At 70.0% G+C, this 26401-nt stretch carries 21 protein-coding genes and 1 pseudogene; 9 read left to right on the top strand and 13 right to left on the bottom strand.

The window, feature by feature from the left end; all coding sequences use genetic code 11:
• Nucleotides 1–119: 119 nt before the first annotated feature.
• Genes ACWGIC_RS28360 through benA form a run of 4 tightly spaced genes read right to left on the bottom strand, consistent with a single transcriptional unit; the run spans nt 120 to nt 7155 of the window.
• Nucleotides 120–2750, bottom strand: coding sequence for a LuxR C-terminal-related transcriptional regulator (locus tag ACWGIC_RS28360; protein ID WP_452078970.1), 2631 nt, complete (start codon nt 2748–2750; stop codon nt 120–122).
• Nucleotides 2751–2779: 29 nt separating this feature from the next.
• Entirely contained in the window at nt 2780–5266 is a 2487-nt protein-coding gene (benC, locus tag ACWGIC_RS28355; RefSeq protein ID WP_452078969.1) for a benzoate 1,2-dioxygenase electron transfer component BenC, read from the bottom strand.
• Nucleotides 5267–5278: 12 nt separating this feature from the next.
• Nucleotides 5279–5788, bottom strand: a complete 510-nt coding sequence (benB, locus tag ACWGIC_RS28350; RefSeq protein ID WP_452078968.1) for a benzoate 1,2-dioxygenase small subunit — start codon at nt 5786–5788, stop codon at nt 5279–5281.
• Nucleotides 5785–7155 carry a benzoate 1,2-dioxygenase large subunit gene (gene benA / locus ACWGIC_RS28345; protein ID WP_452078967.1) on the bottom strand — a complete coding sequence of 457 codons (1371 nt, stop codon included), beginning with the start codon at nt 7153–7155 and terminating at the stop codon, nt 5785–5787. The genes benB and benA overlap by 4 nt, the downstream gene beginning before the upstream one ends.
• Nucleotides 7156–7385: 230 nt before the next feature.
• On the opposite strand from benA, the gene ACWGIC_RS28340 reads away from it, so the two are divergent.
• The 4 genes from ACWGIC_RS28340 to catC are packed head-to-tail and all read left to right on the top strand — an operon-like array spanning nt 7386 to nt 10563.
• The gene (locus ACWGIC_RS28340) at nt 7386–8294 is read left to right on the top strand and encodes a LysR substrate-binding domain-containing protein (protein WP_452078966.1); all 909 of its coding nucleotides are present in this window, start codon (nt 7386–7388) and stop codon (nt 8292–8294) included.
• Nucleotides 8291–9394 (top strand): mandelate racemase/muconate lactonizing enzyme family protein, encoded by a 1104-nt coding sequence (locus tag ACWGIC_RS28335; protein ID WP_452078965.1) that lies wholly within the window; start codon nt 8291–8293, stop codon nt 9392–9394. Before ACWGIC_RS28340 ends, ACWGIC_RS28335 begins: the two co-directional genes overlap by 4 nt.
• A 32-nt stretch (nt 9395–9426) precedes the next feature.
• Entirely contained in the window at nt 9427–10269 is an 843-nt protein-coding gene (gene catA, locus ACWGIC_RS28330; protein WP_452078964.1) for a catechol 1,2-dioxygenase, read from the top strand.
• 15 nt (nt 10270–10284) lie between these two features.
• Nucleotides 10285–10563, top strand: coding sequence for a muconolactone Delta-isomerase (gene catC, locus ACWGIC_RS28325; RefSeq protein ID WP_452078963.1), 279 nt, complete (start codon nt 10285–10287; stop codon nt 10561–10563).
• Nucleotides 10564–10805: 242 nt separating this feature from the next.
• Here catC and ACWGIC_RS28320 read toward each other — a convergent pair.
• A pseudogene (locus ACWGIC_RS28320) lies at nt 10806–10925 on the bottom strand (ABC transporter ATP-binding protein); the annotation flags it as partial.
• Between the two features lie 498 nt (nt 10926–11423).
• On the opposite strand from ACWGIC_RS28320, the gene ACWGIC_RS28315 reads away from it, so the two are divergent.
• Nucleotides 11424–11780: a hypothetical protein gene (locus ACWGIC_RS28315; RefSeq protein WP_452078962.1), complete on the top strand. Its 357-nt coding sequence runs from the start codon at nt 11424–11426 to the stop codon at nt 11778–11780.
• Between the two features lie 229 nt (nt 11781–12009).
• On the opposite strand, the gene ACWGIC_RS28310 is transcribed toward ACWGIC_RS28315, so the two are convergent.
• Genes ACWGIC_RS28310 through ACWGIC_RS28300 form a run of 3 tightly spaced genes read right to left on the bottom strand, consistent with a single transcriptional unit; the run spans nt 12010 to nt 14403 of the window.
• A complete protein-coding gene (locus ACWGIC_RS28310; protein ID WP_452078961.1) occupies nt 12010–12804 on the bottom strand; it encodes a crotonase/enoyl-CoA hydratase family protein in 795 nt (264 codons plus the stop codon).
• Nucleotides 12797–13207, bottom strand: a complete 411-nt coding sequence (locus ACWGIC_RS28305) for a Zn-ribbon domain-containing OB-fold protein (protein WP_452078960.1) — start codon at nt 13205–13207, stop codon at nt 12797–12799. The genes ACWGIC_RS28310 and ACWGIC_RS28305 overlap by 8 nt, the downstream gene beginning before the upstream one ends.
• Nucleotides 13208–13221: 14 nt before the next feature.
• Nucleotides 13222–14403: a thiolase family protein gene (locus ACWGIC_RS28300; protein ID WP_452078959.1), complete on the bottom strand. Its 1182-nt coding sequence runs from the start codon at nt 14401–14403 to the stop codon at nt 13222–13224.
• Nucleotides 14404–14620: 217 nt separating this feature from the next.
• Here ACWGIC_RS28300 and ACWGIC_RS28295 point away from each other — a divergent pair, with 217 nt between their 5' ends.
• From ACWGIC_RS28295 to ACWGIC_RS28280, 4 genes are all read left to right on the top strand, one after another.
• Nucleotides 14621–15691, top strand: coding sequence for an acyl-CoA dehydrogenase family protein (locus tag ACWGIC_RS28295; protein ID WP_452078958.1), 1071 nt, complete (start codon nt 14621–14623; stop codon nt 15689–15691).
• A 2-nt stretch (nt 15692–15693) separates the two neighbouring features.
• Nucleotides 15694–16887, top strand: coding sequence for an acyl-CoA dehydrogenase family protein (locus tag ACWGIC_RS28290; protein ID WP_452078957.1), 1194 nt, complete (start codon nt 15694–15696; stop codon nt 16885–16887).
• 21 nt (nt 16888–16908) lie between these two features.
• Nucleotides 16909–19284: a CoA transferase gene (locus ACWGIC_RS28285; RefSeq protein ID WP_452078956.1), complete on the top strand. Its 2376-nt coding sequence runs from the start codon at nt 16909–16911 to the stop codon at nt 19282–19284.
• A gap of 272 nt (nt 19285–19556) precedes the next feature.
• On the top strand, nt 19557–20483 hold the full coding sequence (locus ACWGIC_RS28280) for a LysR family transcriptional regulator (protein WP_452078955.1): 927 nt from the start codon (nt 19557–19559) through the stop codon (nt 20481–20483).
• A gap of 97 nt (nt 20484–20580) precedes the next feature.
• On the opposite strand, the gene ACWGIC_RS28275 is transcribed toward ACWGIC_RS28280, so the two are convergent.
• From ACWGIC_RS28275 to ACWGIC_RS28255, 5 genes are all read right to left on the bottom strand, one after another.
• Entirely contained in the window at nt 20581–21009 is a 429-nt protein-coding gene (locus tag ACWGIC_RS28275; RefSeq protein WP_452078954.1) for a MarR family winged helix-turn-helix transcriptional regulator, read from the bottom strand.
• Nucleotides 21010–21042: 33 nt separating this feature from the next.
• Nucleotides 21043–22239, bottom strand: coding sequence for a CaiB/BaiF CoA transferase family protein (locus tag ACWGIC_RS28270; protein ID WP_452078953.1), 1197 nt, complete (start codon nt 22237–22239; stop codon nt 21043–21045).
• 80 nt (nt 22240–22319) lie between these two features.
• Entirely contained in the window at nt 22320–23087 is a 768-nt protein-coding gene (locus tag ACWGIC_RS28265) for an NPP1 family protein (protein WP_452078952.1), read from the bottom strand.
• A 72-nt stretch (nt 23088–23159) separates the two neighbouring features.
• On the bottom strand, nt 23160–24992 hold the full coding sequence (locus tag ACWGIC_RS28260; protein WP_452078951.1) for an FUSC family protein: 1833 nt from the start codon (nt 24990–24992) through the stop codon (nt 23160–23162).
• A 124-nt stretch (nt 24993–25116) separates the two neighbouring features.
• Nucleotides 25117–26298: an FAD-dependent monooxygenase gene (locus ACWGIC_RS28255; RefSeq protein ID WP_452078950.1), complete on the bottom strand. Its 1182-nt coding sequence runs from the start codon at nt 26296–26298 to the stop codon at nt 25117–25119.
• Between the last annotated feature and the right edge of the window lie 103 nt (nt 26299–26401).

Genomic DNA, 26401 nt, shown 5'->3' with positions numbered 1-26401 from the left:
TGTCAAGGCATCTTTCCCGCCTTGACAAGCACCCGCCGTCCGTCGTCACAATCAGCTTCGGGGTGCCCCAACCACGCCCAGGCGCAATGTCGCCGCCAGGCGACGAGCCGCCCCCGGACTCACTCCTCCCCAGACCGCAACACAGCCAACTCCGTCCGAGACCGAATCCCCAACTTCGCATAAATCCGGGTCAAGTGATACTGCACAGTCTTCACCGAAAGAAACAACTCCGCAGCCACCTCCCGATTCGACTGCCCCCGAGCCACCATCCGCGCCACCGCCTCCTCCTGCGGCGTCAACCGCCCCGCCCCTGCCCGCGGCACATGCACGCCCCCAGCCCGCAACTCCCGCTCACATCGCGCCACACAACTCACCGCCCCCATAGCCGCGAACCCGTCCCGCGCAGCCACCAACTGCGTATCCGCCCGAGCCCGCCTCCCCAACCTCCGCAACGTCTGCCCATACGCGAACGCGATCCGAGCCTGGTCGTACCGCAACGGCAACCCCGAGATCATCTCCACCGCAGCGTCAAACGCCGCCACCGCCCCCACATGATCATTCCGAGCCCCCAGCAACCGCCCCCGAGCCGCCGCCAGCCGAGCCCGAGCAGAAACATGCTCCCGTTTACCAGCAGCCCGCTCATGCGGAGCCAAAAACGCGTCCGCCTCCTCCGACCGTCCACTGAGGACCAACGCATGCGCGTACAAATCCTGCCAAGGCCAATGTCCAGGCTCATCCACCGAACACGGCAACGAAACCCGCGTCAACGGATGCAACGCCCGCAACACCCCCGCGGAATCGGCCGCAGCCTCCGCGACTTGCGCCCGGGCCAGCAACGCCGGAACCCGCATGATCTCGTAATCCTGCGGCCCTGACGCACAAGCCAGCAACGCCTCCTCCGCCCGTCCCTGGTCCCCGCGCAACGCGTGCACCGCGGCCGAAGTCCAATGCAGCAACGGCGCGGTAAGGACAATCCCGGTCCGGTCCACCAGCACCAGCGCTTCCCGGACCACCCGCAACGCGTCGTCCCACTCGCCGCTCAGGAACAACGTCCGCGCCAGCCAAGCCTGTGCCCACAAGGAAATCCGCGCCGACCCGCCCAAATAACTCGTCGGCACCGCGCTTTCCAGATCCACCCGCGCGTCGTCGATTCGATCCGTGAGCAGATTCAGCCACCCGCGTGCCATCACCACCCGCTGCGCCTGCGCACCGTGCCGGATCCGCTCCGCCAGCTGCCCGTAATCCCGCCGAGCCTGCTTGGCCCGCCCCGAAGCGGCGAGCCCCAGCCCCCGGATCGCCGCCGCCTCGACCGCGGCCGGGGTCTCCGGCACCGCCAGCTCGATCGCCCGATCCGCCCACCGCACGAGATCCTCGGCGGAATACCGGCACAGCGCGTCGAGCACATACCGCTGGCATATCAACGCGGCGGTCTCCGGATCTCTTGAAGCGTTGACGATATCCCAAGCCCGGCTGAGCCGTCCGCCAGCTTCGGCCGCCCGGCCGCGCACCACCGCGAGGTAACCGAGCACCGCGTCCCGCAACGGCGTCTCGCGCATGCTCTCGACTTCCGGAGCAAGCGCAGCGGCACGAAACACATCACCAGCACCGATCAACGCGTCCACCGCCCGGGTGATCCGGGCCTGGCGCAGCTCAGCGTCCTCGGTAAGCCGCCCGGCATCGTTGAGCAGTACCGCAGCCGTCCCCCACGCCCCCGCCGCGGCCCGCTCGACCGCCAGCGCGTCAAGCCGATCCGCGACGCTCGCGTCCGGCACCGGACTGGCCGCTACCAGCAACCGCAAACTCCGCGCCGGATCCTCGACCAGCTCCGCCGCCCGGCGCTGCAGCTTCGACCGCCGTTCCGGCCCCAACCCGGCGAGCACGGCCGCGCGAACCATCGGATCGGGCGGCCCCACTTCGGCCAGCCCTCGCGGCGCGAGTTCGACCAGCCCTGTCGCGCACGCCTCGTCCAGCACCGGCAACGGATCGCCGTCGAGATCAGCCAGCGACGCCACCGATTGCACCGCCGCGCCAGCGCCGAGCACCGCAACAGCGGCGACAAACCGTTCTGCCGCAGGCGAAAGCTGCGAGATCCGCTCTCGGACCGAAGCCGCGACCGCAGCCGGTGCGGGCAGGTTCGGGTCGAACCCGCCCCAGATGGCCCGGGGAACTTCGGTCAACAGCTGCACGACAGCACGCGGCCGGCCAAGAGTGTGCCGGCACAACCGTTCGGCCATCGTCGGATGCAGAGCGATTCCCTGCGCCAAGGCCAGTTCGGACACTTCCGCGGCGTCGAGCGGCGGCACGCGCACCTCGTCGCCGGGCATCCGGCCGAGCAGCTCCAGAACGTCCGCGCGGGCGCGGCCGTCCCCGGTCGCGGCGGTGAGCAGCACGGTGGCCCGCACCGCCGGATGGTGCCGCAGCAGCGACGACAACGTCCGCACGGAATCCACATCGGCCAGGTGCGCGTCGTCGACCACTAGCAACGTCCCCGGCACCAGCTCCGCCGCGATCCGCCCCGCGACCGACAACGGACCGCCTTCGGTCGGTAGGTCCGGAAACAGCTGCCGCAGCACGGCGAACGCGCTGCCGCTCTCCCATTCGGCCGCGGTCGCCCGGAGCACCGGTCCGGGGAACGCGTCGGCGGCCCGCCACGCCAGCGTGGTGCGCCCGCAGCCAGCCGGTCCGCACAGCAGTACCGCACGTCCCGCCCGCGACAGCAGACCCGCCAGCTCCTCCGCCGCTGTCGTCACGGTCCTCTCCGCTTCGCCGAATGCCTCCGTCAGCCGAGATCGCCCCCGGCGACGGGCAGGACGGTGCCGGTGACATACGAGGCCTCGTCCGAGGCCAGGAACGCGATCGCCGCGGCCTGCTCGTCCAGGGTGCCGTACCGCTTCAGCAATGACGACCCGACAGTCTGGTCGATGTGCGCCTGGAACCACTCCCGTTCCTGGTCAGTGGCCGGATCGGGGACGCCGCGCGGGATCCGCCGGGGCGGGGCTTCGGTCCCGCCCGGTGCGGTCGCGACCACGCGGATCCCGGCGTCGGCGTACTCGAAGGCCAGTGACGCGGTAAGCGCGTTGACCCCGCCTTTCGCCGCCGAGTACGGGATCCGGTGGATGCCGCGGGTGGCCGCCGAGGAGACGTTCACGATCACCCCGCCGCCCCGCTGCGCCATGGACGGCAGCGCCGCCCGGCAGGAGAACAGCGTGGTCAGCAGGGACCGGCGGATCTCGGCCTCGATCTCGTCCGGGCCGAACTCGGTGAACGGCTTGAACCGCAAAGCGCCGCCGACGTTGTTGACCAGCACGTCGATCCGGCCGAACCGGGCCAGCGCGGTTTCCGCGACCGCCTGCGCCCCCGCCCAGGTCTCCAGGTCGGCGACCACCGCCGCAGCCTCGGGCAGTTCAGCGGCCAACCCGCTGACCAGGCCGGACCGGTCGGCGAGCACCAGCGCGCCGCCCTCCGCGGCGATCCGCCGGGCCGTCGCCTCGCCGATCCCCTGTGCGGCGCCGGTGACCACGACGACCTTGCCCGCGAACCTCCCCGGCGACAGGGATTTCGGTCCTTCCGCGGTGCTGCCCATCGCCCGCCGGGTGGTGACTTTCGACCGTTCCGCGTGCTCAGCGATCAGCCGCCGCGCGGTCGCCCGGTCTCCGGACTCGAACGCGGCGACCAAGTCCAGGTGGTCTTGCGTGCAGCGCGGATGGCACCAGGACGCGTTGCGCAGCGTCTCGGCCATGTGACCTTTCACGCCGAGCGCCTGATATGCCTGCAGGAGATGCTCGTTGCCGGTGAGCGTGAACAGGTAGTCGTGGAACGCCGCGTTGGTTTCGGTGTAGGCAGCGGCGTCCAGGAACCGGTCACCGTCCACATAGGGCACCGTCGACTCGGCCAGCAGCCGGTACCCCGCGAGCTGGCCTGACGTCAGCCGTCCGATGGTCAATTCGAGCGCGCCCAGTTCGAGCGCTTGCCGAGCCTCGAAAACCGCATCCGATTCGTGCACCGACGGGTGTTCCTCGCCGATTTCGTACTCGCCTGGCGTTTCGTCGGCCGCGGGCAGCATTTCCTGGCCCGCGATCGTGCGCGCGACCCGCGCCTCTTCCTCGGCGGACAGCGGCGCTCCGGCCCGCAGCGGGGCCAGTTCGACCTCCGGGAACAACTCCTGCCCGGCCAACGCACGACCGGCGACGAACTCCAGCTCCGGCTCGGGTTCCGGATCGGCCGCGACCGGCTGCACCGGGATTTCCGGCACGCGAACCGGCGCGGCGAGCGCGAACTTCTCGTAATAGAACCCGGTTGGCTCGAATCCGGCCGACGCGAAATGTTCCCGCACCGCCTCCACCATCGGCGGCGGACCGCACAAATACACCGCGACGTCCCCGCCGTGCAGATGCTCGTCCCGGATCAGCGTGGTCACGTACCCCTTGTTGGGCGCGGCACTCCCCGGGTCCGAAACGCAGTAATCCCACGTCAGCCCGGGAACCTCGCCCGCGAGCTTCTCCAGTGTCGCCGTCTCCACCAGATCGTCGTCGGTGCTCACGCCGTACACCAGATGCGCCGGTCGAGCTGCACCAGAATCGCGCATAGTGCGCACAATGGACAGAATCGGCGCGAGCCCGGTACCACCGGCCAGCAACAACACCGGCCGATCAGTCTCGCGCAGGAAGAAACTCCCGTGTGGACCGGTGAACGTCAGCTCGTCGCCGGGTTTCGCCCGTCCGGTCAGGTAATCCGACATGACCCCGCCCGGCGAGAGTTTCACCAGGAAAGTCAACCGCTCGTCGTCGGGCGCGTTGCTGAAGGAATACGACCGCGTCACCTCAGTGCCGGGCACGGTGATGTTCACGTACTGCCCGGGCAGGAACGCGAGCCGGTCCCGGTCGCGGATCTCCACGGTCAGCGACATCGTGGTGGGCGAAAGCCGTTCCAGTGCAACGAGAGTCCCGTGATGCTCGGCGGCCTGCGTCTTCGCGACCGCGGACGTGCTCGCGATCTGCAGCACCAGATCGGACTTCGGCTTCATGCTGCACGGCAGCACATAACCGCGAGCGGCCTCGTCCGCGCTCAGCGCGTCTTCGAGATAAGAACCGCCCTCGTACTCCCCCGATTCGCAGAACGCCTTGCAGGTTCCGCACGCCCCGTCGCGGCAGTCGAGCGGAATGTTGATGCGTTGCCGGTACGAGGCGTCCGCGACGGTCTGGTCCGGCGCACAGGTGACGAAGCGGGTGACACCGTCCTCAAAGGACAGAGCGATCCGGTGGTTCATGACCGCCTCCGCTCAGAAGTGGTACACGTCGACGACGTGGTGGATGTAATCGTTCTTGAGCACCACCGTCTTCCGCCGGATCAGCGGCGAAGGCCCGGAGAAATCGATGGTGTAGAACGAAGTCCCGTAATACGGGTCGACGGTGTGGTACCGGAAGTACATCGTGTGCCAGTTGAACCGCACGTCCACCAGATCGCCGTGCCGCTCGATCAGCTCGACATTCGCGATGTTGTGACTGGTTCGCGGTTCCGGGATGGACGTCGCGCTCGACCGTTCGGTGCGGATCCGGAACACCCGGTCCTCGAGCCCGCCCTTGTTCGGATAGTAGATCAGCGAAATGTCGCGCTGCGGATCCTCGGTGAGCAGGTCGTCGTCGCCCCAGGAAGGCATCCAGTACACGACATCCTCGGCATAGCATTCCAGCCACTTCTCGAACTCGCGGTCGTCCAGATACCGCGCCTCGCGATAGAGGAACTGCTCGACGTCGTGCTGGGTAATGGTCTTCTCGGCGGCGGCGGTCATCGGGATTCTCCTCGAACGGCCTGCTCGCGGGCGATCGCCGCGCGCAGGGTTTCCTGCCAATATCCGTGCTGCACCGGATAAAGGCCCTCGTCCTCGTTCTTCTGCCCAGCCGATACGACACCGTCGAGCCCGAGCGACGAAGCGACCTCGTCCGGGCCGGTGAGCCAATGCCGCGCACCGCGGCTCATGTCGTTCCACGGCGCGGCCGTCGCACGGAAAGTGAGCTGACAGGACCGGAATTCCTCCAAGTCGTCCGGCGTCGCCATGCCCGAGGCGTTGAAGAAGTCCTCGTATTGCCGGATCCGCCACGCCCGCGCCTGTGCGCTTTCGCCCTTCGGCGCGATGCAGTAGATGGTGACCTCGGTCTTGTCCGGCGCGATGGGCCGGAAATGCCGGATCTGCGTCGAGAACTGGTCCATCAGGTAGACGTTGGGATACACGCACAGGTTCCGCGATCCGCGCACCATGAACTCGCCCTTGGCGTCGCCGTATTTCTCCTTCAGCTCCGCCATCCGCGGCCACAGCGGCCGGTCCTGCGGATTGCCCGCCCACGTCCACAGGCACAGGTGCCCGTGCGGGAACGACCAGTAGCCGCCGCCGGATTTGCCCCAGGAACCGGCGTCGAGGGTCTTGGTGTCGTTCGCCGATTCGCCGGTGTTGCGCCGGGCGGTGGTGGCCGCGTAATTCCAGTGCGTCGCGGTGACGTGGTAGCCGTCCGCGCCGTTCTCCGCCTGGACCTTCCAGTTGCCGTCGTAGGTATACGTGGACGCCCCGCGCAGTACTTCAAGTCCGTCCGGTGACTGGTCCACGAGCATGTCGATCACCTTCGTGGCGTCGCCGAGGTGTTCGGACAGGGGCAGGACGTCCGGGTTGAGGCTGCCGAACAGGAACCCGCGGTACGACTCGAAGCGCGCGACCTTCGTCAGGTCGTGCGAGCCGTCGGTGTCGAACGACTCCGGGTAGCCCGCGCCGTCCGGGTCCTTGACCTTCAGCAGTTTGCCGTCGTTGCGGAAGGTCCAGCCGTGGAACGGGCAGGTGAGCGTGGGCCGGTTGTCGCGTTTGCGGCGGCAGATCATCGCGCCGCGGTGCGCGCAGGCGTTGATCAGGCAGTGCAGCTCGCCGCCCTTGTCGCGGGTGATGACGACAGGCTGGCGGCCGATCGTGGTGGTGAAGTAGTCGCCGGGGTCCGGCAGCTGGCTTTCGTGCGCGAGGTAGATCCAGTTGCCCTCGAAAATGTGCTTCATCTCGAGTTCGAAGATCTCCTCGTCGGTGAAGATCCGGCGGTTCGCGCGGTAGACGCCCGCCTCCGGGTCCTCCACCACCGCGTCCGCGACTACGGCGGCGGCGTGGGCATGCGTCTCGGTCATGACTCCTCCAACGGGCTTCGCGATCTGCACTGATCGGCTCCCCAGCAGGGCATTTCCCGCACTGTGCCAGCCGGCGGCCCCGGCCACACCAGGGCAAGACCCAGTCCTGACCTAGGGTGGGATTATTCGATTCTGTTTATCAATCCAACGCAAACCGCTCCTTGTCTTCACTCAATACCGCCACTTACGGTGAGCGAGACCACGCGAGGAGCCGGTGAGGAGGCAGCCCGATGGAACTGCGCCACCTGCGGTACTTCGCCGCCGTCGCCGAGACCTGCCACTTCGGCCGCGCCGCCGAACGCCTCCACCTCGCCCAGCCCGCGCTCTCGCACGCGATCCGGCAGCTGGAGGACGAGCTGGGCGTCGCCCTGCTCAGCCGCACGACCCGGCAGGTACAGGTCACCCCGGCCGGACGGTTCTTCCTCGCCGAAGCGCAGCGGATCCTCGACGCCGTCGAGGCGGGCGCGCGCGGAGCCCGGCGCATCGCCGACGGCCGCCGAGGGCTCGCGCGGATCGGTTTCACCGGCACCGCCGCGCTTTCGCATCTGCCGCAGGTCGCCCGCGCGCTGCAGCACCGGCTGCCCGAGGTCGAACTCGAAGTGCACGCCGATCTGCTCACCGGCGAGCAGTGCGAACAGCTGCGCGACGGCACGCTCGACATCGGCGTGCTGCGTCCGCCGGTCACCGGCACCGACCTCGACCTGCACATCATCGAGACCGAGCCGCTCGTGCTCGCCGTCCCGGCCGACCACCGGCTCGCGGTGGAACCAGTGGTGTCGATGACCGATCTGCGCGCCGAAGCTTTCGTCACCTATCCGGCCAGCTATTCCGTCGTCAACGAAGCGGTGCTGCGCAGCTGCCGCGACGCCGGGTTCACCCCGCAACGCGAGCACGAGGCGGCCGGCACCGCGGTGCTGCTCGCGCTCGTCGCCGGCGGTCTCGGCGTCGGCGTCGTCCCCGCGTCCGCGCGGGCGCTGCCGCTGGCCGGGGTCGTGTTCCGCGACCTTGCCGGGGCCGCCACCGTCCAGCTCGCGCTCGCCTGGCACCGCGACCGGGCCTCGGCACTGGTCCCGGCCGTGCTCGACGCGCTCGGCGAGCTGTTCCCCGTCGAAGTGCCCGTGTCAGGGAGGACACGATGAAGATCACCCGGGTGGAGGCGATCCCGTTCGCCATCCCCTATCGCAAACCGCTGCGTTTCGCGTCCGGCGAGGTGCACACGGCCGAGCATGTGCTCGTCCGCGTGCACACCGACGACGGCGTTGTCGGCGTCGCCGAAGCGCCGCCGCGGCCGTTCACCTACGGCGAGACGCAAGCCGGGATCGTGGCCGTCATCGAGACTGTGTTCGCGCCGCAGGTGGTCGGCCTGAGCCTGCTCGAACGCGAGACGGTGCACGCCCGGCTCGGCCGCACGGTCGGGAATCCGGCCGCGAAGTCCGCTTTGGACATGGCGATCTGGGACGCGCTCGGGCAGAGCCTCGACGTCTCGGTCACCGAACTGCTCGGCGGCTACACCGACCGCATGAAGGTGTCGCACATGCTCGGCTTCGACGAGCCGGCCGCGATGGTCGCCGAGGCGGAGCGGATTCGCGACAGCTACGGCATCACCACGTTCAAGGTGAAGGTCGGCCGCCGTCCGGTTTCGCTCGACACCGCGGTGGTCCGGGCGCTGCGCGAACGGTTCGGCGCGGAGGTCGACCTGTACGTGGACGGCAACCGCGGCTGGACGGCCGCGGAATCCGCCCGCGCCATGCAGGAAATGGCCGACCTCGGCCTGCTGTTCGCCGAGGAGCTGTGCCCCGCCGACGACGTGCTCGGCCGCCGCTGGCTGGTGTCCCGGCTGGACATTCCGTTCATCGCCGACGAATCCGCGGTGACCCCGGCCGACGTGACCCGCGAGATCCTCGCCGGATCGGCCACCGCGATCAGCATCAAAACCGCCCGCACCGGGTTCACGCGTTCGCAGCGCACGCACCATCTCGCGGACGGGCTCGGGCTGGAAGTGGTGATGGGCAACCAGATCGACGGCCAGCTCGGTTCACTGTGCACTGTCGCGTTCGGAGCGTCGTACGAACTGACCTCGCGCCGCCCCGGCGAACTGTCCAATTTCCTCGACATGACCGACGACCTGCTCGCCGAACCGCTGCGCATCGCGGACGGCGAACTGGTCATCCGCCCCGGCGCCGGCCTCGGCGCCGAACTCGACCCCGGCAAGCTCCGGCACTACCGGCAGGACCGCTGAGCCGGAAACCCCCGATGGATCAAGGAGGATTCATGACTGCCACGCATTCCCCCACCGCCGCCGCGTCCGGAGCCAACGCCACCGAACGGTTCAAGAGCGACAAGTTCGCCGGCGTCGCGGACACCCCGAAGGAACGGGTCAGCCTGCTCGCCCGCGAGGTGCTGGAGGCCGTGCACGCGACGATCCGCAAGCACAAGGTGACCTACGACGAGTACAACGCCCTCAAATCGTGGCTGATCAGCGTCGGCGAGGACGGCGAATGGCCGCTGTTCCTGGACGTCTGGGTCGAGCACGTCGTCGAGGAGGTCGCCACCGAGCACCGCAAGGGCAACAAGGGCACCATCGAAGGCCCGTACTACGTGCCCGACGCCCCCGAACAGGGCGCGCGCGGTTCGATCCCGACGCGAGAGAACGAGCCGGGCACCCCGCTCACCTGGACCGGCCAGGTCACCTCGACCACTGGTGCGGCACTGGGCGGCGCGAAGGTCGAACTGTGGCACGCGGACGCGGACGGGCTGTACTCGCAGTTCGCGCCGGGCATCCCGGAGTGGAACCTGCGCGGCACCTTCACCACCGACGACGAGGGCCGTTTCGAGATCCACACCGTGCGCCCCGCGCCGTACCAGATCCCCACCGACGGCGCGTGCGGCAAACTGATCGCGGCGGCGGGCTGGCACGCCTGGCGTCCGGCGCACCTGCACGTCAAGGTTTCCGCGCCGGGCCACGAACTGCTCACCGCGCAGCTGTATTTCCCGGGCGACGAACACAACGACGACGACATCGCGTCCGCGGTGAAGCCGGAACTGCTGCTCGACCCTCGTCCGGCTGACAACGGCGAGGCCATCGAGTACAGCTTCGTCCTCGACCCGGCCTGATCTGGTAGGAGAACCATGCTTTACCACGTGCGGATGGACGTCCGCCTCCCCGCGGACCTGGACCCAGCGGTCCGCGACGCCCTCATCGCGCGCGAGAAGGAGTACAGCCAGCAGCTTCAGCGCAGCAGGAAATGGCCGCACATCTGGCGAATCGCCGGGGAGTACGCGAACTACTCGGTGCTGGACGTCGCCGACCACGACGAACTGCACCAGATCCTGTCGAACCTGCCGCTGTTCCCGTACATGGACATCCAGGTGACCGCACTGGCGCGGCATCCGTCCAAAGTGAACTGAGCTGCTTCCCGCCGATCGCCACTACGCGGTCCGCGTGCTCGGCAAGCAGCGGGTCGTGGGACGCCACCAGCGCCGCCGTCCCGCGATCCGCTGCCTGCCGCAGTGCCGTCTCCGCGCGCACGGTCCTGATGCGACGTCGGCTCGTCCGCCAGCACCAGCGGACCCGCCGCCAATGCCCGAGCCACCGCAGTCCGCGCGGCGAAAGCGAGATTGTCCGCCAACGTCGACTCCTCGAACAGCGCGATCGACTGCGGCAAGAAAGCCAGCACGTGCCACGACTGCTCGGAAACCGGCACGTCCGGCATCGGCGGGTGCGCGGCGACCGTCCCGCTGTCCGGCGCGTCCCAACCGTCCGCGATCATCAGCAGGGTGCTCTTGCCCGAACCGGACGGGCCGGTCAGCGCGACCAGATCGCCCATCAGGTCGAGGCTCGTCTGCCGCAGCACCCTCCGACTGCTCACTGGCACGTCCGGCTCATCTGATCGTGCAGCGTCGCGTTCCCGGCCGGCGAAAGGAACAACGCCACTGCCGCGGCGGCCACTATGACCACTGGTTGCCGTCACCCCGTTTTCGGCACCCGCGTCCACGGCGTCGCCCCCACCCTCGCATTTGGCGAGTCTGCCACGGACAACCCAACTCCGGGTATCCTCGCCCTGCGACCGCGAATGAGCCGAGGGGGCAAAGTGCGCGCGTTGGGTGAAGCATTTGGAGCCTTGCTTGACTACCAGCCGACCTCCGGTGCCGGCACTGTGATTCAGCGCGACCGGACCGGCACCGAGTCCCTCAGTTCGGTAGCCATCACGCGTCGGCCAATGTCGGCACGACTGCGGTGGAGGATAGAAGGCTGTCAGGAATTACGCGTGAATGACGGAATCACCGAGTGGGTGGTGCCCGCGCACGGGGCACCGAGTTCGCGCCCCGCTGGTACCAGCCTTCTCGTCCCTTCTCCGCTCCACCCCATCCTGCCGGAGCAAGCCCCCATTCTCGGCAGGTCCACCGACGACTGGCGGCCCGTTGACGCTCGCAAGATCAGTGATCACATCGTCGTGGTCACGGTCGAGAACATGAAACAGCCCGAAAATACGGGAACCCTGACCGTCGACCTTTCGGACAAGATAATCCGAGAGATGAACCTGGGATGGAGGACCATTGAGGTAGTCGATTGGTCACCCTCGTGGCTGCCCGAATCGGACTCGTTCTTCGAGGTTGCCAGCTGATACCAGGGATGGGCTTACAGATGCAGAACTGCCGGTCTTTGACCATTCCAGAATGCCACTGCCCCCTTGCCGCAGAAGCCGGAAACGAAGCCTCCCTGCGACCAGAGACGACGGACTGACCCAGCAAATGCTCAGGCACGCGACTCGCCGCGAGCCGCCCGGCCAGTGCGCGCCCGAGGTTCCCTCACCGCCCAACCGAACGGAACGCGTTTTCCCGAGCACAGAACGCTTACTCAGCCCGCCAAACCGGCGCACGCTTCTCGACGAACGCCATCGTCCCCTCGCGCACGTCCTCGCTCGTCATCACCCCGGCAGCGTTCTCCCGGGTGCTGTCCCACGCGCCGTCCTCGGCCGGGATCGAACCGTCCACAATGCCCAGTGCGACGCGTTTGCTGGCCTGCACCGCCAATGGCGCGTTCGCCGCGATCTTCTCCGCCAGCGCCATCGCCTCGGCCAGCACGTCGGCGTCCGGGACCACGTGGTTCACCAGTCCCAGCGTCGCCGCGCGGGCGGCGGTCAGGGGTTCGCCGGTGAACATCATCTCCATCGCGATTTTCTGCGGGATCTGCCGCGGCAGCCGGAACACCCCGCCGGCCGCGGCGAACAGGCCGCGTTTCACCTCGGGCAGCCCGAATTTTGCTGATTCGGCCGCCACCACCAGGTCGCTGGCCAGGGCGAGTTCGGTGCCGCCGCCGAGGGCGAAGCCGTTCACCGCGGCGATGGTCGGTTTCGAGACCGGATGCCGCACGTACCCGGCGAATCCCCATTCCTCGTGGCCCGGAGCGGCGAGCGATTCGCCGCGCGACACGGCTTTCAGGTCGGCTCCGGCGCAGAACGCCCGTTCCCCCGCCCCGGTCAGCACGACGGCGCGCGTTTCCGGGTCCTGTTCGGCGCGTTCGAGCGCGGTGCCGACGAGTTCGCTCAGCTCCGCGTTGACGGCGTTCATCGCGTGCGGCCGGTTGAGCGTGATCAGCAGGACGTGTCCGCGCTGTTCGACGAGCGCGGCCGGGGTGTCCTCAGGCATGGCCGTCCTCCTCCGCCGGCGCGAAGACCGGCACCTTCTCGTGGTCAGGACCAGGGCCGGAAGGCACGAAGACTGCCCGCACCGGCAGCTGCCAGAGGTCCGCGTCCGGGTCGGCGTCGAGCCGGCACCACCACCACGGTCCCTCGGCCAGCTCCACGATGCCGACCACGACGCGTTCCGGCTCTCCGCCGTCGCGCGCCCGCTTGTGCACCACCGACCACGACACCACCGTGCCGGTTCCCGCCGCGGCCGTCCACTCCAGATCGTCGCCGGGGTCCGGAACTGTGCGCGGGTCCAGGTATTCGCCGGTGCCGCGCCGTCGCAACAGCCGGAACTCGCCGATGGCGGCGCCGTCGAAGAACGCCGCCGACTCTTCGTCGCGGGCGACTGGGTTGATCCGCATTGTCCTCCCTCCGCTCACGCCGCGCCGAGCACGAGCGTGCTGTGGTGGTCCAGAATGCCCCCGTTGCCGGAAACCAGCACGGTGTCGTGCTTCGGCACCTGGCGTTCCCCGCCCTGGCCGCGGGCCTGGATGACGGCCTCGGACAGCGGAGTCATCCCCCACAGGTAGTAGGACGACAGCTGGCCGCCGCCGGTGTTCATCGCGAGCTTGCCGTCCGGGCCGAGCATGCCCGGCGTCGCGACGAACTCGCCGCCTTCGCCCTTGCCGCAGAACCCGTAGTCCTCCAGGGTGAGCAGCGCGGTGAAGGTGTAGCAGTCGTAGATCTCGGCGATGTCGATGTCCTCGACGGTCACTCCGGCCATGTCCATCGCCGCCGGGCCGGACTGCGCCGCACCGCTCACGAGGCCGAGATTGTCGTTGCGGCGGAAGGAGTTCCCGGGGTGCGCCTGCCCCCAGCCGAGCACCCGAACGGCGGGCTGGGCCAGCGAGGCCGCCCGTTCCGCGGAGGTCACGATCACCGCCGCGCCGCCGTTCGACACCAGGCAGCAGTCCAGCAGGTGGAACGGCTCCGCGATGAACCGCGACGCTTGGTGATCGGCCAGCGTGATCGGATCACGCAGCTGCGCCAGCGGATTCTTCGCCGCCCACGCGCGTTGCGCGACCGCGATCGCGCCGAGTTGTTCGCTCGTGGTGCCGTAGGTCTTCATGTGCCGTCGCGCGGCGAGCGCGTAAAACGAGTTCGGCCCCGCGAAACCGCTGGAACCCAGCAGACTCCCCCACCCGGCCGGGGTCACGCGCCGGCCGCCGTAAGCCGCGCCGGTCGCTTTGCCCCGCTGCAGCGGCGCGTCCGCGAACACGCAGGCCACGGTGTCGGCCATGCCCGCTTCGACGGCCATCGCCGCGTACTGCACCATCGCACCCGCAGTCGAGCCGAAAGCCTGCATCTGGGTGAAAAGGCGCAGGTCCCGCAGTCCTAAGTCGACTTGCAGGCTCAGGTCCACTCCGGGCGTCGTTCCGGCGGACACCAGCAGCCCGTCGATGTCCGACAGCCCGATCCCGGCGTCCGCGGCTGCCCGCCGCACCGCCTGCGCGGCGAACTGCCGTGCGCTCGGACCGTAGACTTTGCCCAGCTCAGTGAGCCCGAGACCGGCAATGGCCGCCCTCCGGCGCGCCGGTGTCTCCCGCCTGCTCGTCATCTTCGCACTCCGTTCCCGACCGGTGGTCGCACCTCCACGTTCGCATCCCGCTGACGCCGCGTAAACGACCGGTCGGGACACCGGCAGATGAGCGCCCGCGACACGTGCGCCGATGTCGCTCCCGGAAACCTGCGGGTGTCGGAATCCGTGATGTACATCGCGGTTTTCCGCGCCCAGCATGGGATTCGGGACACAGCGACGGGAAGGCGGTCCGGCGATGGCGATCAGCGCCGCGGAAACCGAACAGCTGAGGGAGGCGGTGCGCGACCTGCTCGCGGACCGCTGCGCGGAAGCGGATGTGCGCCGCGTGCTGGCGACCGAATCCGGCTACGACCCCGAGCTGTGGAAACAACTCGCTGAACTGGGCTTGCCCGGCCTGGTGGTCGCGACCGAGTACGGCGGAGTCGGCTTGGGCGCGGAAGAACTCGAAGCGGTTTCGGAGGAAATTGGGGCGGTGTTGCTGCCGTCGCCGTTCCTGTCCAGCGCGGTGCTTACTTCGACGCTCATCGACGCGGCCGGGTCCAAAGAGGACAAACGCCGTCTGCTGCCCGCACTCGCCGACGGGTCTTCCATCGGAACCGTCGCCATTACTGGCCCTTCCGGCAGCTGGACTCCCGAAGGCGTTGCGGTACAAGCAAACGGAACTCTCACCGGCACCGCTTCTTACGTAACCTTCGGCCAGCTCGCCGACATCATTCTCGTGGTGGCTCGCACCGGCGACGACCTTGGCGTCTTCGAGGTCGCACCTGACGCGGCCGGGTTCCTCCGTACTGCGGCGGAGGTATTCGACCCGACAGTGCGCCTATCCCAATTCACCTTCGCTGACACACCAGCGCGGCGGATTGGCACGGCAGGTTGGGAGGCTGTGCAGAAGGCCTTGGACCTCAGCATCGTCGCGCTGGCCGGTGAGCAGGCAGGCGGCGCACGCAAGATCTTCGAGACGACCGTCGAATATCTCAAGACCCGCGTCCAGTTCGGCCGCGCGATCGGCAGTTTCCAGGCGATGAAGCACCTCGCCGCCGACCGGCTGCTGGACGTCGAATCCGCCGCCTCGGCCGCCCGGCACGCCGCCGCGGACGGCAGCCCCGGAGCGATCGCGCTCGCCGGGTTCGCCTGTGCGGAAGCGTACGAAACCGTTGCCCTGTCCGCGATCCAGATGCACGGCGGGATCGGATTCACCTGGGAGCACCCGGCGCATCTGTACCTGCGCCGCGCCCGCTCCGGCGCACAGCTGTTCGGCGGCTCGCGGCTGCACCGGGAGCGCTACCTCGTCTCGAAGGGGGCCTGATCATGACCACCGCCCTGCCCAGCGCGGACCAGCTCCGCGAAGAAGTCCGAGCCTGGCTCGCCGCGGAATGGCCCGGGCTTCCCCCGGCCGCAGACCGCTGGAGCACCACCCCGGAACGCGTGGCCTGGCTGGAAAAAGTCGTCGCCGCCGGATACGCCGTGCCGACCTGGCCGGTCGAACGGTCCGGCCGCGCTTACCCGGCCGAGCTGGCCGACGTGATCGCCGCGGAGTTCGAGGCGGCCGACGCGCCCGGCGCTCGTCAGGACAAATACAGCATCCCGGCCAACACCGTCCTCGCGTTCGGCAGCGAAAAGCTCAAGAACGACCTGCTGCACGACGTCCTCACCGAACGCTCCCGGACCTGCCTGTTCTACAGCGAACCCGGCGCGGGCTCAGACCTCGCCGCCGTCCGCACCACCGCGGTCCGCGACGGCGGCCGCTGGATCGTCAACGGCCAGAAAGTCTGGACGTCCGGCGCGAAAACCGCGGACTACGCCCTGCTGATCGCGCGCACCGACTGGGACGTCCCGAAGCACAAGGGCCTCAGCTACTTCGTCGTGCCGATGCACCAGTCCGGCGTCGACATCCGGCCGCTGGTGCAGATCACCGGCGAAGCGCACTTCAACGAGGTCTTCCTGACCGACGTCGAAATCCCGGCGGACTACCTGGTCGGCGACGAGGGCAAGGGCTGGCGCGTGCTCCAGACCGCGCTGGCGTACGAGCGCTCGATCATGGGCGACGGCGCGCGAGCGTCGCGGCACGGGTCGATCGCCGACGACCTGGTCGGGCTCGCCCGGGAACGCGGCCGCCTCGCCGACCCGGTCGTCCGCGACAACCTGGCCACCGTGCTCGCGTTGCGCGAGCTGAACGCGTTGAACAACGCCCGGGCGAAGGCCGCTGCCGAACAGGGCACGTCCAGTTCGGTGATGTCGCTCGGAAAGCTCGCGATGTCCGGGATCCTGCACGCCGAAGGCCGCCTGCGCACTGACATCGCCGGCCCGGAAACATTGCTCGCCGGGAACGAGAACCCGGTCGCCGACGACGTGAACTTCCTGGCACTCAACGCTTTCTTCACCTCCATCGGCGGCGGCACCGACCAGATCCAGCGCACGATCGTCGCCGAACGCGTCCTCGGCCTTCCCAAAGAACCCGAGATCGACCGCGACCTTCCCTTCCGCGCTGTCCGCCGCAGCTGAGCATCGAGGAGGCTGGTTCCCTTGTCCGACACCTACGACCCGCCGCTGTCCGGGCTCCGCGTGCTCGATCTGTCGTCCGGCCCGATGACCGCGACCGGACGGCTGCTGGCCGACCTCGGCGCGCACGTCACCCGGGTCGTGCTGCCCGGCGTCACCGCCGAACGCACCACCGGCCCGGTCGTCGACGGCGTCGCGATCGGCACCGCCCTCGACCGGCACGGCTTCGCCCACGCCGCCGCCGACCCCGGTTCGCACGGCTGGGAACAGCTGCTCGCGGACGCCGATCTGCTGATCGAGACCACGCCGCCGGGTTCGCCCGCCGAAGAACTCCTCGACGTCCCCGGCCTGCACACCCGGCACCCCGCGCTGGTCGTCCTGTCGATCAGCGGCTTCGGCCGCGCCACGACCCGGCGGCGCTGGCAGGCCACCACCCCGGTTTTTCATGCGCTGACCGGCGAACTGTCCCGGTCCGGCATCCCCGGCCGGGCGCCGCTGCTGCCGCCCGGCGAACTGCCCTTCCACGTCGCCGCCGCGCAAGCCGCGTTCCAGGCGGTGAGCCTGTACCTGGACCGGCTGCGCACCGGACGCGGCGACCGCATCGACTTCTCCGTCCTCGACGGCGCGATGCAGGCGCTCGACCCGGCCTTCGGCATGGTCGGCAGCGCCGCCGCCGGGGTTCCGTTGAGCGACCTTCCGCGCGGACGCACCGAAGAACGCCACCGGTACCCGATTTTCCCGTGCCAGGACGGGTATATCCGGATCTGCCTGCTGTCGCGGCGGCAGTGGCGCGGGATGTTCGAGTGGATGGGCAGCCCGGCAGAGTTCGCCGACCCGAAGTACGACCAGGTCCGGGAACGCTACGCCTCGCCGGATCTGCTGCCCGCGATCGGCCGGTTCTTCGCCGATCGCACCCGCGCCGACCTGGAGTGCGAGGGCCAGCGCCACGGCGTGCCGACGGCCGCGGTGCTCACCCTGGCCGAAGCACTGCACACCGACCAGCTCGCCGCGCGAGGATTCTTCCGCGACACCGAACTGTCGCCCGGTCTCGTCGCACCGGTCCCGGCCGGGATCGCCGAGATCGACGGACACCGCGCTGTCGCCGGCCCAGACTCCGGCGCGCGAGTCACCGCCGCGCCGGTCCTCGCTGGTCGCGGCCGTCGCGGCGAAGGCCGTCCGCTGGAGGGAATCCGGGTGCTGGACCTCGGGGTGATCGTGGTCGGCGGCGACACCGGAAGGCTCTTCGGCGACCTCGGCGCGGACGTCATCAAGATCGAGAACTCCGCCTTCCCGGACGGTTCGCGGGCCGCGCTGCCGGGCCTGATGTCGCACGGATTCGCCGCGGGGCACCGCAACAAACGCGCCATCGGCGTCAACCTGCGCGACCCCGAAGGCCAAGCCCTCGTGCGGCGGCTCGTCGCGCAGTCGGACGTCGTGCTCACCAACTTCAAGCCCGGCGTCATCGCCTCGCTCGGCTTGGACCGGGCCGCCTTGTCCGAGGTGAACCCGGGCATCGTCGTCGTGGACAGCTCGGCGTTCGGCCCGACCGGCCCGTGGGCGAAACGGCTCGGCTACGGCCCGCTCGTGCGCGCCGCGACCGGACTCACCAGCGAGTGGATCTATCCGGGCGAACCGGGCACGTTCAGCGACGCCGTCACGGTCTACCCGGACCACGTGTGCGCCCGGATCGGCGCGCTGGCCGCGCTGGCGCTGCTCGTCCGCCGCGAACGGACCGGGGAGGGCGGGGCGGTGAGCGTCGCGCAGTCCGAGGTGATGCTGAGCCATTTCGCGGACCGGATCGCCGCCGAAGACCTGGCCCGGCGGGGACACTGCCTGGCCGGACCCGCCCACGACGCGCCTTGGGGCGTGTTCCCCGCCGCCGGCGACGACGACTGGCTGGCCGTGACCGTCCGGGACGACGCGGATTGGGGTGCGTTGTGCTCGGTGCTGGACCGTCCCGACCTGGCCGCCGATCCCGGTTTGGCCACCCGCTCCGGCCGGGCGGCTTCCCGGGCCCGGATCGACGCGGCGGTGACCGAGTGGACTGCCCGGCACTCCCCGTTCGAGGCGATGGAGCTGCTGCAGGCGGCCGGAGTTCCGGCCGGGGCGATGCTGCGGGCGGCGGACCTGCCGGAATGGGAGCAGTACCGCGAGCGGCGCGCGTTCCGCGAGGAGCTGCATCCGCACGCGGAGGAACCGTATGTGCTGGAGAACGTGCAGATCCACGCCGCGCACGTCGCGGATCCGCCGGTGGGGCAGGCGCCGTTGCTCGGCGAGCAGACCTTCGAGATCGCGGCGGAACTGCTCGGGCTCGATGTCGCGGAGACAGCCGGCCTTGTCGCGCGCGGGGTGCTGGAGGCACCGGACGAGCAGAACGGGCGGGCCGCTCGCGCCGGATGAACGTCCGGGCACGCGGCGGGGTCCGGCGCACGGCATCGATGTCCTGGGAGGTCCGCTGGCTTCCGAGGCACCGGGCTAGCAGGCCGCTGGCGCTGGACGAAGACCTCAGCAGGAGCGAGGGCCGGTGCTCGCCGGTTCGCGAAGCCGCTCGGGCTCGGCGCCCCGCCGGTTTCCGCGAACCTGCCGCACCGCACCCTCTCCGGCAACCGGCCGGACACCCCGCTCCCGCCGTATGATCGCCGGAAACCGCCCGCCTCGCTGGACATTGGACGATGGAGATCGATTTCACCCGGCTGAAGTACTTCGTCGCGGTCGCCGACGAACTGCACTTCAAGCGCGCGGCGGACCGGCTGCGGATCACCCCGCCGCCGCTGAGCAAGCAGATCAAGCTGCTGGAGCGCGAACTCGGCGGCCCGCTGTTCGAACGGCACTACCACGAGGTCCGGCTCACCCCGCTCGGCGCGGCGCTCCTCGGCCCGGCGCGGGCGATCCTGCGGCAGGTCGAGGGTCTGAAGGACATCGCGGCGGGACTGCTCGAGGACGGCGCGCCGATCCGGATCGGGGCCACCGCCTACGCGCCGTCGGATCTGCTCGAAGACCTGGAGACCGCGGTCGGCGGGCTGGCCGCGCCGGCGACGTTCGAGGTCGCCGGTTCGGCCGCCGAGGTCACCGCGAAACTCGTGTCCGGGCATCTGGAACTCGGGCTGATCCACCTCTCCGTCGAGGACCAGCGGCTGCGCACCCGCACCGTCGCCGAGTACCAGGGCGCGATCGCGGTCCGCGCGGACGATCCGCTCGCCTGCCGCGACCTGGTCCGCATCGAGGAACTGCGCGACCGCGAGGTGGTCATCGACTTCGCCCGCCCGAACCCGGTCATCCTGGCCGCGCTGACCCGGCGGCTCGCCAAGCGCGGCGTGCGCACCATCGTGCGCGCGGTGAGCGGGCGCGGCGGCGAACTCGAAATGGCCGCGCAGGTGTTCAACCGGCGCCTCGTCGCGCTCGTGTCCTACGCGCCGGCCTCGTTCATCGGCCGGATGTTCTCGCCGCCGGAGTTCAAGCTGGTCCGGATCGACGAGGACGGCTGGGAACCGAGCCGGCTCGCCCTGGCGTGGGCAGCCGACCGCGCCGCCGGACCGCCCCGCCCGGCCGATCTCGCCGAGGACCTCTCCGCGAAACTGGGCCCGGTCCGCCGCGGCTGACGCGTCCACTGTGGACCGCCAGGACTGTTCCGGAAGGGGACCTCTGGCTGGCCAGTCACTTCCGTCGATGCCAACCACAGCAGTTCTGAAACAGGCCCTAGGACTCGACGAACCTGGACAGCAGCCGCCCGAACTCCGCAACGTCGCTGCTCGGCCAGCTCCGCAACCGGTCCTCGAGCCGTTTCCGTTGCGCCGCACGGGTCACCGCCAGCGCGCGATGCCCGGCCTCGGTCAGCTCCAGCCGCTGCCTGCGCGAATGCCGCGGGTCCGGACCGCGCACCAGCAGCCCGGCGGTCTCCAGTTCCGCCAGCTGCCTGCTCACGGTCGAGGGGTCGAGCCCGTACTCCTGAGCGAGATCCGCCGCGTGCGCGCAGTCCGCGAGGTCGATCGAGGACAGCATGGTGTACTGCACGAACCCGAGCCCCTCGTACAGTTCGTTCGAGCGCACCCGGGACCCGCGGGAAAACAGGATCATCGCGCGGTGGATAGCGTCCAGGGCGTCGCCGTCGCGGTCTTCTCCCGGCATGTCCCCGCATGCTAGAGATGCACCATACAACTGTCAACGCGGCTCGGCGGCGATCCCCCGGCTCAGCAGATCGTCCGCGTCGGCCCCGGCTTCTTCAAGCAGCGCACGGGTATGCGCGCCGAACGCCGGGACGTCGCCCATCCGCGCCTCGACGTCCGCGAACGTCACCGGCGGCAGCAGCGCGTCGACCGCGGCGTTCTCGGTGCCGATCTTTCGCCAGCGGTCGCGGGCGCGCAGCTGCGGATCGGCCACGACGTCGGCGACCTGTTTCACTTGCGCCGCCGGGATTCCCGCGTTCGCCAGCCGCTCGTCCAATTCCACTGTGGACCATCGGGCGGTCTCGGCGGCGACTGCCGCGTCGCATTCCGCGCGGTGCTTCACGCGCAGCACATTCGTGGTGAAGCGCGGGTCTTCGGCCAGGTGCGGCGCTTCGAGGACCGAGGTGACCAGCGTCCGCCAGCCGCTGTCGTTCTGGACCCCGATCAGCATCTGACCGTCTTTCGTCGGGTAGGCGTCGTACGGCGCGATCGAGGCGTGGCTCAACCCCATCCGCGCGGGCTGGCGTCCGGAGTACATCTGGCTGTACATCGCGTAGCCCATCCACTCGACGGTCGCTTCGAGCATCGACACCTCGACCGTCGCGCCCTGGCCGGTTCGCCACCGGCGCAGGAGCGCGGCGAGCACCGCCTGCGCGCAGTACATCCCGGAGGCGATGTCGGAGGTCGGGATGCCGGTCTTGACCGGAGTGTCCGGGGTGCCGGTGATGCCGATCAGCCCGGCTTCGGCCTGGACCAGCATGTCGTAGGCCTTGCGCTGCTCCCTCGGGCCGCCGGTGCCGTAGCCGGACAGGTCGACCGCGACCAGTTCCGGGTGGCCGGCGCGCAGTTCAGCGGCGCCGAACCCCAGCCGGGCGGCCGCGCCGGGGGCGAGGTTCTGGACGAACACGTCGGCGCGCGCGATCAGCCGCCGCACCACGTCGCGGCCTTCCGCGGTCTTGAGGTCTACCGCCAGGGATTCCTTCCCCCGGTTGAGCCAGACGAAATGCGCGCCGGTGCCGTGCACGACGTGGTCGTACTCGCGGGCGAAGTCTCCGCCGTCGACCCGCTCGACCTTGATCACGCGGGCGCCCAGGTCGGCGAGGGTCCGGGTGGCCAGCGGGGCGGCGACGGCTTGTTCGATGGCGACGACGGTGATTCCGTCCAGCGGAAGCGCGACGGGGACTGGGTGCATACCGCTTACTATTACCCGGATTTCGCCGAAACGCTGTGTTGCGTGGGGCACCCCCGAAGCCCGACCGTGCCGACCCGCAGTCAGCCGCGCGGGTCGAACGGGATCCCGGACGGCTTCGACTTCTCCAGCAGGTCCTGGTACCGGCCCTCGCTGATCTTGATCGTCGCGGCCCCGAAGTCCGCGCCCATCAGGCGGTCGCGCAGGGCGGTCGACGGCCAGCCGTCCCAGCCGACCAGCGGCGGGTACCGCCAATCGTGGTAATGGTTTTCCGGCGGCTCGTCGTGGGCGTCGGCGAGGCGGAAGAAATGCGTGCCCGGCCCGTCCTTGTGGTAGACGGTCTTCGGATGCGTGCCGTCGAAGCTCACCTTCGACCGCGGGTAGGTCACCTGCGAGGAATGCTGTGTGGTGGTCACGTACTCGACCTGGTTCGACGCCTGGTCGATCCAGGAGATCACGTGCTCCCAGTCGTGCCGGTGCCCGCCGAGGCCGCTGCCGTCGACCGCCTGGTCCTTCTCGAAGTAGCTCGCGTAGACGACTGCGCACCAGCCGTGGTTGCAGGTCGAGCGCGAGTAGGTCTGGGAGTTGTCCAGGTCGGACTTGTCGCGGCAGTTGCCGTTGACCGCTCCGGTGGTCTTGAGGCCCGGCGCGAGCGTGCCGTCCGGGCCGATCGCCGGGGTGGCGTAGCAGCCGTCGCCGTCGTAGTCGTAAGCGGGCGAGAAGGACTGCTCGTACCCGCTGGCGTTCTGCGGCAGGTTGTGCGGCGGATCGGCGTACGCCGCGGACACCGGGAACAGCAACGCCGTGCACACGGCCACCGTCGCGACGCGGGCGATCGGGAGTTTCCTCATGTCCGGATGGTGACATCGCGAACGCGGAAGGTGAAGGGAAACAAGGGAAGCATCCGGCGCCCGGACGTCCCTTCAGCTCGCGAGCACCTCCGCGCCCCGATGCACGCGCAGCAGGTCAGCCCGCACGAGGTCGGCCAGCAGCCGCTCCTCCTCGTCCGCCTCCGCCGGACGCGCGGGCAGTTCCCCGCTGCCCGCCAGCGCAGCCGCGGCCTCCTCGGCGAAGGACGCCATCGCCGGCGACTGCCCGTCCCGTTGCAGCAGCGCACCCGCCGACGCCGCGAGCCCGCGCAATCCCTGTCCGGCTTCTTCCAGCGCCTCCCGCTCGCCCTGCGACGGCTCCCGGCTGCCCGGCTCCGGGCTCAGCAAGTCCTGATGCGTCCGGGCCGCGGCACGGAACCGCAGTCCGACCTCGCGTCGTCCTCCCCCGCCGCGCAGCCGCTCCGCCACCGACGCGAGCAGTTCGCCGGTCTCCGCGACAGCGTCGGAGAACCGTTGCGCCGCAGACGGTTTCGGCACCCCCGGCACCGCCGCGAAGCCGAACAGCAGCCCGATCGCCACCGCCAGCACCACCAGCAGCAGGTACTCCACGAGCACCGACACCGCGTCCAGATGCCGCGTCGTCGCGTTCATCCCGACGCTCATCAGCACCATGCAGCCGTTGAACACCATCGGTTTCACCCGCATGAACGGGAATCCGGCGAGCAGCGCGACGATCCCGAGCGGCAGCAGCGCCCCCTGCGGCAACAGCCACAGCGCGACCGCCAGCACCACCGCACCGGCCACCGCACCGGCGGCGCGCTGCCACGCTTTCGCCAGCGTGTCCCGCCACTCCGGCTGCATGAGCGCGAAGGTCGTCATCAGGAACGACACCGTCAGCGGATCACCGGGCCGGAACGTCGCGATCACCGCCGCGACCAGCATCCCCAGCGCGCACCGCACCGCGTGCCGAAACTGCGCGGACCGCCACGAGAACACCCCGGTCGCCTCGCGCCGCAAGGCCTCGCGGACGAGATGCCTCGGGAATTCCACAATGGACTCGTCGCGCGCCAGCACTGCTTCCCGGATCGCGGACAGCCCGGCCCAGGCTTCGTCGAGCAGCGCACCGGTGTCCCCGGGAAGCGCGACATCCGGATCGATCCGTTCGATCTCCGGCGGGTCCGAAACAGTCTTGGCCCGCACAGCTTCCGCAAGCGCCGCAACCTGTTCGTCCGCGGCGTCGAGCACGCGGGAAACCGCCGCCGCCTGTTCCTCGTCGAACGCGCGCAGCCGGTCCCGCAGCAACGAGGCCGTCCCGTGGTACCGGGCACCGCCCGCGAGCACTCGCGCTTGCCAGGCCCGCGGCCGGTCGGCCACCCACAACCGCACCGCCCGCTCCGCGCTCTCCCGGTCCGGCCCGGCGAGCGCGTCGGCGAGCGCGGTGCGGGTCGGCTTGCCCGGATCGCTCAGCCCCATCGCCAGCCGCAGCACGAAGACGACCCCGACGGCCAGCACCGGCGCGCAGATGATCTGCACCGGGCTGGCCGCACCGCTCAGCTGAAAGCCGTAGCCGAACACCGAAGCCATGCCGAGCCCGAGCCCGACCGTCACATACCGCGGCCCGAGCGCGGGAATCACCGCCGCCGCGAACACCACCAGCACGAGCAGCGCGATCGACGCCGCCGTCGACACCTCGCCCAGCAGGCGCGGCCCGGCCCCGCCGAGGACCACCGCGGGCACGAAAGCCGCGAGCAGCCACAGATCCGGCCGCAACGGCCCGCCGGTGGCCGCGATGAAGCAGAACAGCGCGGTCAGCCCGGCCAGCATGGCGGTCGCGCCGAGGCCGAGCGCCACCCCGAGCCCGGCCGTGCCGCCGACGACCACCAGAATCGCCACGACCATCCCGCCGCCGCGCGCAATCGCGTTCATCCTGCTCCGTTCCGTCACCGCGCACTGCCGCCGGGAAGCCTCGCACGCCGCGACCGGCTCCTGCGCGGCGGGGAAAGCTCGTGCGCGGCAATCGCGGTTCTCACCGGGATCGCCGCGCACGACCTCAGACGGTCGTGCGCTCCGGCGGCAGCGTGAGCATGTTGTGCACCTCGGAGCTCGACTCCCCCGGCAGCCCCTCCAACGCCCGCAACGCCGCGTTCCGCGCCGCCACCTCCGCGTCGGTCCGCGGCGACATCACCGCCGACCCGGCCGTGGCCAGCGCCTGGTTGGCCTCCACGAACTCCCGCGACCGCTTCTCGTACGCCGCGAAGGCGACGTCGTGCGGGGCGTCGGCCAGCTCGTACGCCAGCAGATACGCCCCGATCATCGCGAGGCTCGACCCCTGCCCGGACAGGAACGACGTCGCGTGCGCGGCGTCCCCGGCCAGCGCGACGCGGCCCTTCGACCACACCGGCAGGTGGATCTGGCTGACCACGTCGAAGAACAGATCGTCCGCCGAGCGCATCGCCTCGACCATCCGCGGCACCTCCCAGCCGTAGCCCTCGAAGCGGCTCGCGACCAGATCGCGCTGCGCGTCCGGGTCGGCGAAGGCGTAGAACGGCGCGTCGGCGCGGGTGAACACCAGGAACCCGTGCACCTGGTCGCTGTCGCTCGGGGCGTAGAGCGCCGCCATCCGGCCCGCGACCGCCCAGGAAACGGCCTCGCGCGACAAGCCGAGGTGGTTCGGCATGGTGAATCCGGCGAAGCAGTAGCCGAGGTAGCGGTGGAACGGCTCCTCCGGCCCGAAGGCCAGCGCACGGGTCTTCGAGTGCAGCCCGTCCGCGCCGATGACCAGGTCGAACGTCTGCCTCCGGCCGCTGGAGAAGGTCACGCCGACCTCGTCGCCGCGGTCGTCCAGCGCGGCGATCGACTCCGAGAAGCGGAACTCGGCGTCGTCGCGGACCGCGTCGTACAGCACGCTGGTGAGGTCGCCGCGGGCCAGTTCGATGTCGTACCCGGCCTGGTCCCCGCTGATCACGGTCGGCGCGACGCTGTTCAGGACGCCGCCGTCGGCGTCGAGGAACGACAGCCGCCGGGTGCCGACGTGCCGCTCGCGGACCCGCTCCTCCAGCCCCATCCGCCGCAGCACCTCGACCGCCGGGCCGCGCATGTCGATCGGGTAGCCGCCGCCGCGCACCGCCGCCGCCTTCTCGACCACGGTGACCGTGAAGCCGTACCGGTTCAGCCAGTACGCCAGCGCCGGGCCCGCGATGCTCGCCCCCGAGATCAGCACACTCCTGCTCATGGTTCTCCCCTTCCCCCGGCAGGCAATAGATGCCTACCTTAGGTATCCTTTTCGAGACCGGCCGGAACCGCCTCGCGCGATCCCGGTGGCCCAACTGTATACC

It is taken from the genome of Amycolatopsis sp. NPDC054798, from assembly GCF_053611505.1.
The sequence above is the reverse complement of the archived record's forward strand: the minus strand, read 5'-3'. Positions and strand labels throughout refer to the sequence as shown.